Origin of the sequence: Lysobacter sp. TAF61 (assembly GCF_052113485.1) — a bacterium.
GTDB lineage: Bacteria > Pseudomonadota > Gammaproteobacteria > Xanthomonadales > Xanthomonadaceae > Lysobacter_J.
The window spans coordinates 26439-41220 of sequence record NZ_JBFRDH010000006.1 but is presented as its reverse complement, the minus strand read 5'-3'; the positions used below and the strand labels follow the sequence as shown (position 1 = coordinate 41220).

Annotated in this window: 12 protein-coding genes; 1 reads left to right on the top strand and 11 read right to left on the bottom strand. The window is 68.2% G+C overall.

Going from position 1 to position 14782, the window contains the following annotated elements:
• Window positions 1-79: 79 nt before the first annotated feature.
• The 10 genes from AB4Y64_RS13915 to AB4Y64_RS13870 form a co-directional block, all read right to left on the bottom strand.
• The gene (locus AB4Y64_RS13915) at window positions 80-1384 is read right to left on the bottom strand and encodes a citrate synthase (protein WP_441817053.1); all 1305 of its coding nucleotides are present in this window, start codon (window positions 1382-1384) and stop codon (window positions 80-82) included.
• A gap of 438 nt (window positions 1385-1822) precedes the next feature.
• Window positions 1823-2068, bottom strand: a complete 246-nt coding sequence (locus tag AB4Y64_RS13910; protein ID WP_158734120.1) for a type B 50S ribosomal protein L31 — start codon at window positions 2066-2068, stop codon at window positions 1823-1825.
• A 93-nt stretch (window positions 2069-2161) separates the two neighbouring features.
• Complete coding sequence (locus AB4Y64_RS13905; RefSeq protein WP_441817052.1) at window positions 2162-3097, bottom strand: nucleoside hydrolase; 936 nt, start codon at window positions 3095-3097, stop codon at window positions 2162-2164.
• 47 nt (window positions 3098-3144) lie between these two features.
• Window positions 3145-3876 (bottom strand): copper homeostasis protein CutC, encoded by a 732-nt coding sequence (locus tag AB4Y64_RS13900; protein ID WP_441817051.1) that lies wholly within the window; start codon window positions 3874-3876, stop codon window positions 3145-3147.
• On the bottom strand, window positions 3873-4880 hold the full coding sequence (locus tag AB4Y64_RS13895) for a N(4)-(beta-N-acetylglucosaminyl)-L-asparaginase (protein WP_441817050.1): 1008 nt from the start codon (window positions 4878-4880) through the stop codon (window positions 3873-3875). The genes AB4Y64_RS13900 and AB4Y64_RS13895 overlap by 4 nt, the downstream gene beginning before the upstream one ends.
• 28 nt (window positions 4881-4908) lie before the next feature.
• Complete coding sequence (locus AB4Y64_RS13890; RefSeq protein WP_441817049.1) at window positions 4909-5928, bottom strand: glucokinase; 1020 nt, start codon at window positions 5926-5928, stop codon at window positions 4909-4911.
• Window positions 5929-6000: 72 nt separating this feature from the next.
• Entirely contained in the window at window positions 6001-8136 is a 2136-nt protein-coding gene (gene recG / locus AB4Y64_RS13885) for an ATP-dependent DNA helicase RecG (protein WP_441817048.1), read from the bottom strand.
• Between the two features lie 80 nt (window positions 8137-8216).
• Window positions 8217-10634, bottom strand: coding sequence for a TonB-dependent receptor (locus AB4Y64_RS13880; protein WP_441817047.1), 2418 nt, complete (start codon window positions 10632-10634; stop codon window positions 8217-8219).
• Between the two features lie 81 nt (window positions 10635-10715).
• Window positions 10716-11876: an SO2930 family diheme c-type cytochrome gene (locus tag AB4Y64_RS13875; protein ID WP_441817046.1), complete on the bottom strand. Its 1161-nt coding sequence runs from the start codon at window positions 11874-11876 to the stop codon at window positions 10716-10718.
• Complete coding sequence (locus tag AB4Y64_RS13870; RefSeq protein WP_441817045.1) at window positions 11873-13126, bottom strand: parallel beta-helix domain-containing protein; 1254 nt, start codon at window positions 13124-13126, stop codon at window positions 11873-11875. The genes AB4Y64_RS13875 and AB4Y64_RS13870 overlap by 4 nt, the downstream gene beginning before the upstream one ends.
• Before the next feature lie 164 nt (window positions 13127-13290).
• Here AB4Y64_RS13870 and AB4Y64_RS13865 point away from each other — a divergent pair, with 164 nt between their 5' ends.
• A complete protein-coding gene (locus tag AB4Y64_RS13865; RefSeq protein ID WP_441817044.1) occupies window positions 13291-14328 on the top strand; it encodes an AraC family transcriptional regulator in 1038 nt (345 codons plus the stop codon).
• Between the two features lie 15 nt (window positions 14329-14343).
• Here AB4Y64_RS13865 and AB4Y64_RS13860 read toward each other — a convergent pair whose 3' ends face one another.
• On the bottom strand, window positions 14344-14727 hold the full coding sequence (locus AB4Y64_RS13860; protein ID WP_441817043.1) for a RidA family protein: 384 nt from the start codon (window positions 14725-14727) through the stop codon (window positions 14344-14346).
• Window positions 14728-14782 lie beyond the last annotated feature (55 nt).

Here is a 14782-nt window from a genome sequence, read left to right as displayed (position 1 = left end):
CCCGGAAACGACGAAGCCGCGACCAGGGCCGCGGCTTTGAGGTTGCACCGGCGCGAACGCCGGGCATGTACGCGAAGACTCAGCGCTTGCCGGCGTCGACGTAGTCGCGCTGCGGCGAACCGATGTAGATCTGGCGCGGACGGCCGATCTTGTTCTCCGGATCGTTCTGCTGTTCCAGCCAGTGCGCGACCCAGCCCGCGGTGCGCGCGATGGCGAACATCACCGTGAACATCTCCACCGGGATGCCCAGCGCCTTGTAGATGATGCCCGAGTAGAAGTCGACGTTCGGGTAGAGCTTGCGCTGCACGAAGTACTCGTCCTTCAGCGCCGCCTCTTCCAGCTTCATCGCCACTTCCAGCAGCGGATCGTTGACGCCCAGCTCGCCGAGGACCTTGTGGGTCATCTCGCGGATGATCTTGGCGCGCGGATCGAAGTTCTTGTAGACGCGGTGGCCGAAGCCCATCAGGCGGAAGCCCGACTCCTTGTCCTTGGCCTTGGCGACCGCCGAACCGACGTTCTCCGGACGGCCGATTTGCTCGAGCATCTTCAGCACGGCTTCGTTGGCGCCGCCGTGTGCCGGGCCCCACAGCGCGGCAACGCCGGCGGCGACGCACGCGTAAGGGTTGGCGCCGGTGGAACCGACCAGGCGCACCGTCGACGTCGAAGCATTCTGCTCATGGTCGGCGTGCAGGATGAAGAGCAGGTCCAGCGCCTTGGCGGCGACCGGGCTGAGCTCCAGCGGCTCGCTCGGCACTTCCTTCATCATGTGCAGGAAGCGCGTGGTGTACTCGAGGTTGTTCTTCGGATAGCGCATCGGCCAGCCGATCGAATAACGATGGCAGGCAGCGGCAATCGTCGGCACCTTGGCGATCAGGCGGATCGCGGCCAGGCGGCGCTGTTCCGGATCTTCCAGGTCGAGATCGTTGTGGTAGAAGCTCGCCATCGAACCGAGCATGCCGACCAGCATCGCCATCGGATGGGCATCGTGGCGGAAGCCGTACAGGAACGTGCGGAACGCCTCGTGCATCATCGTGTGATGCGTGACTTCGTGCTCGAACTTGGCGAACTCGCCCGGGTTGGGCAGCTCACCGTTCATCAGCAGGTAGGCGACTTCGAGGAAGCTCGAATGCTCGGCCAGCTGGTCGATCGGGTAACCGCGGTACAGCAGCACGCCGGCATCGCCATCGATGTAGGTGATCGCCGACTTGCAGCTGGCAGTGGCGGTGAAGCCGTTGTCGTAGGTGAAAGCGCCGGTTTCCTTCGGCAGCTTGGCGATGTCGATGCAGGGCTGGCCGAGAACCGGATGGTGGACCGGCAGGGTCACGGTCTTGTCGCCAGCGGTCAGGGTGACCTGGTCGAAGCCGGGTTTGTTCGAATCGGACACGAAACACTCCTCAAGTCTGCATGCCTGCCTCGCAGGCAGGCCGGGCACGAGTGGGCCACGAATGGGCACGGGGTCACGGCGAAACTCGGCCGAACCGCGATAGTGAATTATCGCACAACGACCTGGAGCCAAGGCTCGGACTTTGGTCGGCTGGCGCCGCGCCGGCGCAACGCACCGTCGCGCCTGGGCGGTCCCCGGGGGCATGGGCCGCCCCGCGGCCAGCCCGGAGCCTCAAGCGGCCCCTGGAAACGGGGCGAACGGCCAGAAACAGCAACGGCCGCCTTTCGGCAGCCGTCGCTACAACACTGGATCGCTCGTCTGCACCGGAACGGCAAAGACGGCAACGGCCGCCTGGCGGCAGCCGTTGCTACAGTCGATTCCGCACTTCGCCTGGAACGATGCTCGGGTCGAACCGTGCCTGAGGCACGGCCCGGAACATCACTTCTGGGCGTAGCGCTTGCGGAACTTGTCGACGCGACCGCTGGTATCCATGATCTTGTGCTTGCCCGTGTAGAACGGGTGCGAAGCCGAGCTGATGTCGACCTTGATCAACGGATACTCATTGCCGTCCTCCCACTTGATCGATTCCTTGCTGCCAAGGGTCGAGCGGGTCAGGAACTGGAAGTCGGTGGTCACGTCTTGGAACACGACTTCGCGGTATTCGGGATGGATGCCGGCCTTCATGGCACTCACCAATCTTTAAGCGGGAAAGCCGGGAAGTATAGCGACCACTCTGGCTTCCGGCAAGTCCGGATTACGCACCGATCAACGTCCTGGTCAAACGGCGGCGAGCGCCTCGCGGATCAGGCGGTCCAGGCGCGCCTGGTCGTATTTCAGCAGGATCCGGACGCCGTCTGGCCGGCCGCTCTGGCGCTGCCAGTCGACCACCGTCATGCCGCGGGCAGGGCCGTGCCCCAGCTCGATCGCCAGCGGACGCTCGGCCGTCTCCACGGCCCCGTCCGGGGCCAGTGCGAAGGCCATGGCGTAGGCATCGGCCGAATGCCAGTAGTCGCCGCGACGGTCGGCCGACCACTCCCGGGTCTTCTTCGAGATGCGCTCGTAGAAGCGGGCGCGTTCGGAGTCCGCGCCCAGCCATTCCACCACGCGGTCGTGGTGCAGGCCGTGGGCGATGGTGCCCTCCCAGTCGGCCAGGTCGATCTGCGCGAAGGCCGCGAAGACGATGTGCGCCGCCTCCGGATCGAAGTAGATGTTGAACTCGGCGGCCGGGGTGATGTTGCCGTGGCCGGTGACCGAGCCACCCATCACGACGAAGCGGGCGACGCGCTCGGGCAGGGTCGGATCGAGCTTGAGCGCCAGGGCGATGTTGGTCAGCGGGCCGAGCGCGACCAGCAGCAGCTTGCCGGCATGCTGGTGCGACAGGCGCACGATCGCCTGTGCGGCGTGCTCGGCCTGCACCTGCTGGCGCGCCGGCTCATAGCCGACATCGCCGAAGCCGTCCTGGCCGTGGACGTAGCCGGCGTCCGGCGCGGGATGCAGCAGCGGTCCGGCACAACCGGCGAACACCGGCACGTCGACGCCCGCGACCTCACACAGCTTCAGCGCATTGGCCACGGTGTGGCGCAGGCCGACATTGCCGGCCGCGATGGTCAGGCCAACGATCTGGTGGCGCGGATCATTGAAGGCCATCAGCAGGGCCAGCGCGTCGTCGACGCCCGGGTCGGTATCGATCAGCAGGGGGATCTTTTCGCTCATCGGTCCATTATGGCCGCCATGGCCGGAAAGATGACAACGCTGCGGCGCTAACCGGCATCGAGCGCCGCGCGCAATGCCTGGACGCGTTCGCTGTCGGTCTGCAGCCAGTCGTCGTCGAGGCCACTCAGGCGTACATCGCCGTGGCGCATGCGCGAGGTGCGCGCCGCCTTCGCGGAGGCATGGAACTCGTCCGCGCCAGTGCGCACGATCAGCTCGCCGAGGTTGGCGCCGGTGATGCCCGCGCCGGCCATGACGCGGATGCGCCGATCCGCCTGCTGCACCAGCTGCGCAATACGACCCGCCCCTTCGAGCGCCGTCGATTGCGCGCCCGACGTCAGCACCCGCTCGCAGCCCAGCGCGATCACCGACTCCAGCGCCTGCGCCTGGTCGCGTGCCACGTCGAAGGCGCGATGGAAGGCGACACCCAGTGCGCCAGCGGCGGCGACGAGTTCGCGGCAAGTCGCGCCGTCGACCGCGCCATCTTCGGCCAGCGCGCCGATCACCACGCCATCGCAGCCCAGCCGCACGCAGGAGGCGATGTCGCGCAGCATCACCTCGCATTCGCTGGCGTCGTAGAGGAAGTCGCCGGCACGCGGCCGGATCAGCACGTACAGGGGAATTCGCAGGCGCTCGCGCGCAACCGCGATCGTGCCGTACGACGGTGTGCAACCGCCTTCGCCGAGGTTCTCGCACAGCTCGATGCGATCGGCGCCGCCGTCCTGCGCGGCCAGTGCCGAGGCCAGCGAGTTGGCCGCGATCTCCAGCAGCGGCCGGCTCATTTGTGTTCCGTCGCGTACACCGATGACGACTCGTGCAGGCGCTCGTGCGGGCCCGCGCCGCCATCGTGCAGTGCGTAGACGAAGCCCTTGTGCAGGGCGAATGCGCCGACCTCACCGTCGCGATTGAGGGCGAGGAAACACACCTGCAGATTCCTGCTCGCCTCCGGGCGCTTGCGCACCACCCGCTCGATCGCCTCGCGGCAGGCGTCCGCCGGCGAGCGACCCTGCCGCATCAGCTCGACGACGAGGAAGCTGGCGGCGTTGCGCACCATCTCCTCGCCGACGCCCGACGCGGTGGCCGCGCCCACTTCGTTGTCGACATACAGACCGGCACCGACGATCGGACTGTCGCCGACGCGGCCGTGCAGCTTCCACGCCATGCCACTGGTCGTGCAGGCGCCGGCCAGGCGGCCCTGCGAGTCGAGGGCGAGGATGCCCAGGGTGTCGTGGTTGCTCTTGTCGCCCGGGCGCTGCTGGCGCTCGGCGTTGATCTGCGGCGCGTATTGCGCGGACTTGAGCCATTCGCGCCAGGCCTGTCGCGCCTGGTCGGTCAGCAGCGGCGTCTTCTCGAAGCCCTGGGCCACGGCGAACTGTTGTGCACCGGCGCCGACCAGCAGCACGTGCGGCGTCTTCTCCATGACCGCGCGCGCCACGGAAACCGGATGGGCGATGTCTTCGATCGCGGCGACCGCACCGCAGCGGCCGTCCCCGTCCATGATGCTGGCGTCGAGGGTGAGCACGCCGTCGCGATCGGGATTGCCGCAGTGGCCAACGGTGGGATTGCACAGGTCGGCTTCGGCCCAGCGCGCGCCGGCCTCGACGGCGTCCAGCGCACTGCCGCCAGCGCCGAGCACGCGCCATGCCGCAGTGTTGGCGCCAATGCCGAAGTCCCAGGTCGAGACGACGCGGGCCCGGCCGGCAACGGGCGCAGCACCTGCCCTGGGCAGGGCCAGCGCGCCGGCGGCGAGCAGGGACGACTGGAGAAACGTACGGCGGTTGGTCATGCATCGACTCGCAAGCGTTGCGACGGGATCAGAAGCCGGAATGGCGCTCGTAATACCAGGCCGCAGCCCCGACCAGACCGAGCTGGCCGTGGTCGACCAGCCACACCGGCACGCGCGCGAGCACTTCGCCGAGCACGCCCTTGTTGCGGAAGCGCGCGGCAAAGTCGCTGTCGAGCAGGAACGGACGGATCTGCGCCGGAATGCCGCCGGCCAGGTACACCGCGTCGGCGCCAAAGGTCACCGCGAGGTCGCCGGCAAGGCTGCCCAGCAGCGCGCAGAACAGTTCCAGCGTTTCCACCGCACGCGCGTCGCTGCCGGCCTGGGCGGCGGCGGCAATCGCTTCCGGGTTGTCGAGCGCGGGCGTGGCGCCGTCGAGTTCGCACAGCGCCAGGTAGGTGTTGACCAGGCCCGGGCCCGACAGCACGCGTTCGTTGTCCACGTGCGGCCAGCGCTGCAGGAGGTGGCGGACCAGGTCGAGTTCGCGCGCGGTGCCGGCGGCCAGCGCCGCGTGGCCGGCCTCGCTGGCGAGCACGCGCAGCGGCGTGCGCTGCTGTGCCGCGCTGCGCAGGCACAGGGCGGCGCCGAAGCCGGTCCCCGGGCCCAGCACCAGCGCCGGACCATCGCCGGCGCGCTCGGGGCCGCACACGCGCGTCATCGTGGCGGCGTCGACGTACGACATCGCACAGGCCACGGCCTCGAAATCGTTGAGCAGGGCCAGGTGGGTGATCCCGGCGGCCTTGCGCGTGTGCTGCACCGACACCGGCCATTGCAGGTTGCTGTTGATCAGCGTGTCGCCTTCCAGGCGCCCGGCGATCGCCACCACGGCGTGGGTGCGCTCGGCGGAACTGGCGCCGGCGAAGTGATCGAGGATCGCCGCCAGGCTCGGGTACTCGGCGCAGGCATAGCGCTGGTACTGCAGCACGTCGACCTTGCCGTCGGCGCCGACCCGTACCAGCCCCAGGCGCGCGTGGGTGCCACCGACATCGGCGGCAATGAACGGCTGGGCGCCCTGTCGGTCAGGGGACTGCTTCGAAGAATCGGCGATCACGGCATGCGGGCGGTCGACCGGGGGTCGGACTGTGCATGATGCCACTTGCGGTTGCGGCCAGCCGCCCCGGCGTCACGCTCCCGCAAACCGCACCGCCCCGCCGACCCAGCGCGCGACGATGCGCTGCGCCAGCCCGGGCGACTCGCGCAGCAGGCGCTCGCCCAGGTCCTGCACCTGCGGCAGCAGGTCGGCATCGCGGGCGAGGTCGGCGACGCGGAACTGGGCCAGGCCGGTCTGGCGGGTGCCGAGCAGTTCGCCGGGGCCGCGAAGTTCCAGATCCTTCTCGGCGATCACGAACCCATCGTTGGTCTCGCGCATGGTTTCCAGGCGCTGGCGCGCCATCTGCGACAGCGGCGACTGGTACAGCAGCACGCAGCTGGAGGCGGCACTGCCGCGACCGACCCGGCCGCGCAGCTGGTGCAACTGCGCCAGGCCCAGGCGTTCGGCGTTCTCGATGATCATCAGCGAGGCGTTGGGCACGTCGACGCCAACCTCGATCACGGTCGTGGCCACCAGCAGGTCGACCGCGCCTTCCTTGAATGCGCGCATCGTCGCCTGCTTGTCGGCTGCCTTCATGCGGCCGTGGACGATGCCCACGCGCACCTCGGGCAACCGCTTGGACAGGTCCTCGAAGGTCGATTGCGCGGCCTGGGCGATGACTTCGTCGCTGTCGTCGATCAGGGTGCAGACCCAGTACGCCTGGCGCCCTTCGGCACAGGCGCGGCGGATGCGTTCGACCAGCTCGGGCCTGCGCTCGGCGCTCAGCGCCACGGTCTGCACCGGGGTGCGTCCCGGCGGCAGTTCGTCGATCGCCGAGACATCGAGGTCGGCATAGGCGGCCATCGCCAGCGTGCGCGGGATGGGCGTGGCGGTCATCACCAGCTGGTGCGGGACGATGGCGTCACCGTTGCCCTTGCCCCCCACGCCCTTGTCGCGCAGCGCCAGGCGCTGATGCACGCCGAAGCGGTGCTGCTCGTCGACGATCGCCAGGCCGAGGTCGCCGAAGGCCACGCCGTCCTGCATCAGCGCGTGCGTGCCGACGACCATCTGCGCCTCACCGGAGGCCACCTGCTGCAGCACCTGGGCGCGGGCGCGACCGGTGACCTTGCCGGCCAGCCATGCCACGCGCACGCCCAGCGGCTCCAGCCAGGCGCGCAGGTTGCCCAGGTGCTGCTCGGCCAGCAGTTCGGTCGGCGCCATCAGCGCCGCCTGCTTGCCGGCCTCGATGGCCTGCATCGCCGCCAGCGCCGCCACCACCGTCTTGCCGCTGCCGACATCGCCCTGCACCAGGCGCAGCATCGGATGCGGCCGGGCCAGGTCGGCGCGGATCTCGTCGAACACGCGCTGCTGGGCGCCGGTCAGGGCGAACGGCAGCGCCTTGCGCAGGCGCGTGGCCAGCGCGGTCTTGCGCAGCACGGGCGCGGCATGGGCCTGCTGGGCGATGCGCTGGCGGCGCAGGCTGAGGTGGTGCGCCAGCAGCTCTTCCAGGGCCAGCCGCCGCTGCGCCGGATGGCGGCCGGCGACGAGCGCGGCGACATCGGCGTCCTGCGGCGGGCGGTGCACGGTCAGCAGCGCCTCCCGCAGCGACGGCAGCTGGAAGCCTTCGCGCAGCTCGCGCGGCAGCAGTTCCAGCGCCTCTTCGTCGGGCAGCCGGTCCAGGGCAAGGCCGATGAGCCGGCGCAGCGATACCGGGCCGATGCCTTCGATCGCCGGATAGACCGGGTCGAGGCTGCTGCCGAGCCCGGCGTCCGCTTCCTCGTCGAGCAGGCGATAACTGGGGTGGACGATCTCCAGGCCGTTCTGGCCCGGCCGCGGCGTGCCGTAGCAGCGCACGCGCGCGCCCGGCTGGAACTGCGCGACCTGGGCGGCGCGGAAATGGAAGAAGCGCAGCACCAGGGTCGCGCGCGAGTCGTCGCCGATCGCCACGCGCAACGTGGGCCGATAACGGAAACCGCGTTCGACCGCCTCCACGCGCCCTTCGACCTGCGCCGCCATACCTGGCTGCAACAGCCGGATCGGGGTCAGTGCGGTGCGGTCCTCGTACTGCCGCGGCAGTTGCAGCCACAGGTCCTGCAGCGTGGACAGGCCACGCGCAGCCAGCTTCTCGGCCACGCGCGGGCCGACGCCTCGCAGGCTGCTGATCGGCAGGCTGCTGATCGATTGCGGGTCGTGGAGAGCGACGGTGATCCCGCCCTTGCGTGTCGGCATCCGCCAAGGATGCCGGGATCGCCGAAAAACCTAAACCCCGGCACAAGCGTGCCGGGGTCGGTTGGGGCCAGGCCCCGAGGTCAGAACTTCGCGCTGACTTCCAGACCGTACTGGCGTGGCTGGGTCATGCGTGCGCCGACGGTGCCGAGCACGGTCATGCCGTAGGTGCCCAGCGAGTTGACGTACTGGTTGTCGAACACGTTGTTGCCGTACAGCGCCCAACCCCAGTGGCCGCTGGACGAGGTCCAGCCCAGGCGCACGTCGGTGAGGTTCTGCGCCTCGCCGATGTCGATGGCGCCGGCGCCGGTGCCGCAGCCAAGAACGCTGTCGGACTCGGCGTTGCGGCGGCACTCGCCGACGTAGGAATGGCGCAGCGAAGCACGCATGTCGCCGGCATCGCCCATGTGCCAGACGTAGTTGGCGCCAGCTGCGAACGACCACTCCGGCGCGCCGGTGGCATCACCGGCCAGATCGACGCCCTGCGGGTTGACGTACTTCTTGTAGGTCGAATCCAGGTACTCGGCGTTGAAGTCGAAGCCCAGACCGTCGGTGGCCTGCCAGCGCACGTCGAAATCGACGCCGTAGGCTTCCTGGTCGGAGGTGTTGATCACGAAGCGCGGAATGCTCGTGGTCATGTCCAGGGTGACGGCCTGGCGGTTGTCGTAGACGTAGTAGAAGCCCGAGACGTTGTAGGCCAGGCGCTGCTCCGGGAACGACTGCTTGATGCCGGTCTCGAAGTTCCAGACGTCCTCGTTCTCGAACTCGCTGCCGATCTGCAGGGCGTTGAAGCCACCGGCCTTGTAACCCTTGGCCAGCGAGGCGAAGCCCATCAGGTCATCGGCGAAGTGGTAGTCGACGACGAAGCGCGGGCTGAAGTCGTCCCACGACTTCTTCGCGCGCGTCTGCACGCCCTTGTTCATCATCGCCGGCGGATCGATGAAGGCCACGTCGAAGATGAACATCTCCTTCGGCAGGCCGATCGCATCGAAGAAGCCGATCGAGTCGAGCAGGTCGAGCTGGGCGTCGAGAGCCGGCGCGCTACGCAGGTCGTTGAACCAGGTGAAGTCCTTCTCGTCGCGGGTGTAGCGCAGGCCGGCGGTGAGGTTGAGCTTGTCGTTGACGTGCCAGATGGCGTCGCCGAACGCGGCGTAGGACTTGGTCTCGAGCGTGTTGACGAACTTCTCGTTCCACGGCAGTCCGGTCAGGTCGACCGGGATGCCGAACATGTTCGCGATCTGCGTGACCGGGCCGAACAGGCCACCGGGCGCCAGGCCCATGTTGTTGGCGATGGTGTCGATCGAGTCGGTCAGCGCGTTGACCTCGCTGGTCTGGTGCGCCTTCTCCTGGAAGTAGCTGACGCCGGCGACCCAGTCGATGTGGTCGGTGCTGCCGTTGAACTTGAACTCCTGGTAGTAGTTCTCGTTGCTCTCGGTGTTGGTCGAATCGACGTAGAGGTAGCTGAGGTTGGTGCCGTCCTCTTCGACGCGGTTGAGCGAGTCGTAGTCGTGCCACGCCGAGGTCGAGGTCAGGCTGCCCCAGCCGAAGTTGTGGTCGACGATGAGCGTGACGCCGTCGAACGTGCGCGTCTCGGCGTTGCCCTGCGCGTCGGTCGCGGTCGGAATGTTCAGCGGATCGAGGAACTGCGACGGATCGGCCGGCACGGTCGGCAGCGCCGGCAGCGCCGGGATCGGCACCACGCCGGTGGTGGCCTGGCCGAGCTGGTCCAGGCTCTCGTGATCCCAGCTGATCCAGGCGCGCGTGTCGTCGCCGAAGCGGGTCTGGAACGAAGCGCGCGTGGCCCAGTTGTTCTCCGGCGCCAGGTCTTCACCGGTGACCGAATCCTGGATCCAGCCGTCGGAGTGGTTGAAGATGCCGTTGAAGCGGAAGGCCGAATCCTCGCTCACGGCGACGTTCGCCATGCCCTCGAAGTAGGTCTTGTTGTCGTTGCCAAGACGCAGCTTGGCACGCGCACCGTTCTCGTCCTCGGGACGGGTGGTGATGATCGAGATCGCGCCGGCGGCGGTGTTGCGGCCGAACAGCGTGCCCTGCGGGCCCTTGAGCACTTCGATGCGCTGCAGGTCGGTGAACGGCAGCAGCACGCCGCCGCCGCGACCGGCGTAGACGCCGTCGACGTAGACGCCGACGGCCGGATCGGTACCGATGCCGAAGTCGTCGGTGGCGATGCCGCGCAGCTGGAAGCTGGGCTGGGTCGGCTGCAGGCTGTTGATCTGCAGGCCGGGAACGAAGCTGTCGATGTCGCCGAGGTCCTCGGCGGCGACGTCCTCGAGCAACTGCTCGGTGACGACCTGCAGCGCGATCGGCACGTCCTGCAGTTCCTGCTCGCGGCTCTGCGCGGTGACGGTGATCGTGTCCAGCTGCGTGGCGCTGACCGGCACCTGCGCCGTCTGCGCCATGGCCAGCGGCATCGCCGCGGTGAATGCTAGACCTGACAGCGCGCGGCCCAGACTGATTGCGAGCCTGCTCTTGCGTGGCGACATCGGAACTCCCCTCCCAATGACTTTCTTGTTGTTTTGACACCGGCGGTCCACGTTGATGGGACCGCTCGGCGGTGATTTACCTCATCGCGACTGGATCGCGACCTTCTGCTCCGGATCGGCACAATTTCCCAGCCATGCACCGATCCAGTCGCGGATCAGGGCAACGCCTTCCTCGTGCACGGTTCCCCGACCGAGCTCGGGCATCATCGCACCTGGATCGAGACTGTCCATGCGGTAGATGATGATCGAATCATCCGGGTCGCCCGGGACGATGTCGAACATGTGGTCGCCGGTGCCCTGCCCGGCCGCCACCGGCGGCTTGCACAGGCCCAGGCGACGCGTTTCGGTGGTGCCTGCATCGAGCCACAGGCCGGACGTGTCGGCCGCGCCCTTGGGGTTGTGGCAGTGACCGCAGTTGACGTCGAGGTAGGCGCGCGCGCGGTCTTCGACCTTGGCCGAGGCGTCGTCGAAGCGTGCATTGTGCGGCACGCCGGTGGCCGGCAGCCCCTGCAACCGGCCCAGTTGGACCATCCGCGCAAGCTGGTTCGTGCCCGGATGCCACGGATCGTCGCGATTGAGATGGCGCGCCTTCGGACCGATCGGATGCAGTTCGCGCGTGGTGTTGTTGGTGGCGTGGCAACCGGCGCACTGGTTCTCGTCGGGCACCATGTAGTTGAAGGCCTGCTCGCCGCTGCCGTCGGGCTTGCGCATCGTCATCGCGATGGAGTCGCCTTCGCGGGCCAGCACGGCCTGGGTCTGCTCGGCATTCCAGACATACGCCATCGCCACCCAGCCCTGCTCGCGCCGCACCAGCAGACGCGTCTCGACCAGGCGGACCTTGGCCAGGTCGAGGCCGTCGCGCGTTTCCGAAGCTTGCTCGGCCACGCGCAACACCGCTGCGTCCTTGCCCGCGCGCGGGTAGTAGAAGGTCTTGCTGATGATGGTGCCGACCGGGAAGTCGAAGGCCTCGTACTGCTTGTACGTGGCCTTGGTTCCCGGCGGCAGCCACAGCGTGCGCAGCTTGTGCGCGTAGTCGCTGAACAACGCACTGTTGAGTGCGTACGGCTCGACGCCTTCGTTCAGGCGCAGATGACCGTCAACGACCGACACCACGTGCCAGTCGCTGAGCTGCCCGGGGTGCCCCGATGCGTGGAACTGCACCGGCTCCTGGCTGCGCTTGCATCCCACCAGCGACATCGCGGCCAGCATCACGGCCGCGCCAATCACGAACACGCGCTTCATGCCGTCGGAGCCGCCTTCACTGCAGGAGCGGCGCTGTCGACCGGCAACGTCACCACCGGCAACGGCGGCAACTGGCAACGCACCGCGTCGGTGACCAGGCTCGGGTTCTTGTACTTGTTCGGGCCATCGGCATTGAGTGTCTGCGCGGCGCCATTGTCGACGCAGACCTGCGCGCCGCCGGGGCGCGCGGTGTTGACGTAGCCGTCCCACAGCACGTCCGGCAGGCGGCCGCCAAGGCCGAACATCGCCACCTTCAGCGCCTTCAGGTCGAGGCCGTCGGGCTTGTCGCCGCCGCCCTTGAAGCGGTTGCCGTGGATGGCGATCTCTTCCGGATACGGATCGAACGCCTTGGCCACGCCCTTCTCGGTCATGTAGCCGGTCGAGAAGTAGCTCGAGACGATGATGTTGGCGGTGTTGTTGTCGGCAATGTCGTTATCGAAGATCTCGACCTTGTCGTTGGAGTTGATCACCACGCCCGAGCCCGCCGGCACGCTGGCAACGGCGGCGCCCTTGGCGGCGAAGTTGTCGGTGTTGTTGGCGAACACCTTGTTGCGGTAGACGCGGCTGGTATGGCCCGGCTGCGGCAGGTTGGGCATGTTGAACACGAGGATGCCGCCGGTGTTTTCGGTGGCGGTGTTCTCGTAGACGTCGGCGCCGATCGAGTTCTCGATCTCGATGCCGGCGACGTTGCGCTCGGCGCGGCTGCGGCGCACGACCACGTTCTTCGACTGGCCGACGTAGATGCCGGCGTCGGAGGCGCCGATCGCGACGGAGTCCTCGATCAGCACGTTGGTGGTCTGCACCGGGTAGATACCGTAGGCGCCGTTGGTGGTCTTGGGACCGCCGGTCCATTCCACGCGCACGCCGCGGATGGTGATGTTCTCGCCTTCGTTGATCTTCAGCCCGTCGCCCTTGGTGTCCTCGATGGCGAGGTTTTCCAGGGTGAAGTTGCCGGCGTTGACCAGCAGGCCCTCGGCGCCGGACTTCTGGCCCTTGAAGCTCAGGATGGTCTTGTCCATGCCGGCGCCGCGGATGGTCACGCCGTCCACGCGCAGGCTCAGGCTGCGGTCGAAGGCGAAGCGGCCGGCCGGGATCTCGATCACGTCGCCGGGCTTGGCATCGAGCAGGCGGCCGATCAGCACCTTCTGGTAGTCCGCATCGGCGGCCGGGGCCGCGACCTCCTGCTTCTGGCAACCGGCCAGGCCCGCCACGCCAACTGCGATCGCAATGCTGAGTGTGATGCGCTTCATAAGGTTTGCGTCCGTCCCCGTTCCAGACTGATCCCAGTGGCCTCGCCCCCACGCATGGCGACAGGGGGAGGAAATCAATCCGCAGTCTGTGACGTTCGGACGACGCCAGTGGAGGGCAAAGCCGGCATACTCTGGGGGGCAAACCGGACAAGCTACGCAAGCGTATGCAACCTATCCATAACGACGACCCGCGCCAGAGCGTAGCCAACATCAAGAGCGGCATTGTTGCCGGGCTGGTCGCCATGGCGCGCGAGGCCGGGATCGGCTGCGAGGGCTGGTTCGCCGGCCTGCGGCTGGGGCCGGCCGAGTTCGACGGCGATACGCCGGTCTACCTGTCCTACCGCCAGACCTGCCAGATCATCCGCCGCGCCATACGCACCCTGCCGGGCCGCGGCCCGGGCCTGGTCCTGGGCGAGCGCCAGAACATCGGCCATTTCGGCCTGCTCGGCCTGGCGATGCTGACCGCACCGCGCTTCGCCGAAGCATTGCAGCTGGGCGTGCACTACGCGCCGATCACCGGGGCAATGATGGAGCTCCAGCTCGATGCCGACGGCGGCGATGACCTGGGCATGGTGGCCATCATGCGCAGCCCGGATCCGGAACTTGAGCCGTTCCTGTGCGAAGAGCTGTTCGCCAGCTGCCTGATGCTCTGCCGCGGCCTGCTGGGCGCCGACTTCCGGCCGACGGTGCTGGAACTGGCCTACCCGGCACCGGATTACGCCGACGACTACGCGCGCGTGTTCGACTGCGCGATCCGCTTCGATTGCCCGCGCAACCGCGTGGTCATCGACGCGCGCTGGCTGCACACGGCCATGCCCGCCGGCAATGCCGCCAGCGCCCAGCATGTGCTGGCGCTGTGCGACGAGCAGATGCCGGCCGGTCAGGCCCGCAGCGAAATAGTGGCAGTGGTGGAGCGCCTGCTGTTGCAGCGCCTGGCCGACAACCCGCGGCTGGTCGACATCGCCGCCGCGCTGCACCTGACCGAGCGCACGCTGCGTCGCCAGCTGCAGGCGGCGCAGACCAGCTTCAGCGAACTGCACGACCGCGTGCGCAGCGAATCGGCGCGGGCGCTGCTGGGCGACCAGAAGCTGAGCATCGCCAACGTCGGCGCCGCGGTCGGGTTCAAGGACGCACGCGAGTTCCGCCGTGCGTTCAAGCGCTGGACCGGCGTGGCCCCGCGCGAGATGCGCACGCAGGGCTGAAGCCGCTGCGGCCTTTTATTCCAGCACCATCACCGCGTCGACTTCGAAACCGGCGCCGCGCGGCAACCCCGACACTTCGATCGTGGATCGCGCCGGATACGGCGCCTGGAAGAACTCGCCCATCACCGCGTTGACCGCGGCGAAGTTGCCCAGGTCTGTCAGGTAGAGACCGAGGCGGACGACGTCGGACAACGACCCGCCGGCGGCTTCGCACACGGCCTTCAGGTTCTCGAAAGCGCGTCGTGCCTGCGTGCTGATGTCACCTTCGACCAGCAGGCCGGTACCCGGATCGAGCGGAATCTGCCCGGACAGGTAGACGGTATCGCCGGCGCGCACGGCCTGCGAGTACGGGCCAATGGCGGCCGGGGCCTTGTCGGTGTGGATGATCTGGCGGGACATGGGATGGCTCTCGGGAAGTCAGAGGGCCATGCTAGCAACAGAAGGCCAGCAACTG

Excerpts from the sequence above, each read along its gene's own strand:
- recG (WP_441817048.1), bottom strand. The coding sequence starts at position 8,136 with ATGCCGACACGCAAGGGCGGGATCACCGTCGCTCTCCACGACCCGCAA.
- AB4Y64_RS13865 (WP_441817044.1), top strand. The coding sequence starts at position 13,291 with ATGCAACCTATCCATAACGACGACCCGCGCCAGAGCGTAGCCAACATC.
- AB4Y64_RS13900 (WP_441817051.1), bottom strand. The coding sequence starts at position 3,876 with ATGAGCCGGCCGCTGCTGGAGATCGCGGCCAACTCGCTGGCCTCGGCA.
- AB4Y64_RS13875 (WP_441817046.1), bottom strand. The coding sequence starts at position 11,876 with ATGAAGCGCGTGTTCGTGATTGGCGCGGCCGTGATGCTGGCCGCGATG.
- AB4Y64_RS13905 (WP_441817052.1), bottom strand. The coding sequence starts at position 3,097 with ATGAGCGAAAAGATCCCCCTGCTGATCGATACCGACCCGGGCGTCGAC.
- AB4Y64_RS13860 (WP_441817043.1), bottom strand. The coding sequence starts at position 14,727 with ATGTCCCGCCAGATCATCCACACCGACAAGGCCCCGGCCGCCATTGGC.
- AB4Y64_RS13910 (WP_158734120.1), bottom strand. The coding sequence starts at position 2,068 with ATGAAGGCCGGCATCCATCCCGAATACCGCGAAGTCGTGTTCCAAGAC.
- AB4Y64_RS13895 (WP_441817050.1), bottom strand. The coding sequence starts at position 4,880 with ATGACCAACCGCCGTACGTTTCTCCAGTCGTCCCTGCTCGCCGCCGGC.
- AB4Y64_RS13880 (WP_441817047.1), bottom strand. The coding sequence starts at position 10,634 with ATGTCGCCACGCAAGAGCAGGCTCGCAATCAGTCTGGGCCGCGCGCTG.
- AB4Y64_RS13870 (WP_441817045.1), bottom strand. The coding sequence starts at position 13,126 with ATGAAGCGCATCACACTCAGCATTGCGATCGCAGTTGGCGTGGCGGGC.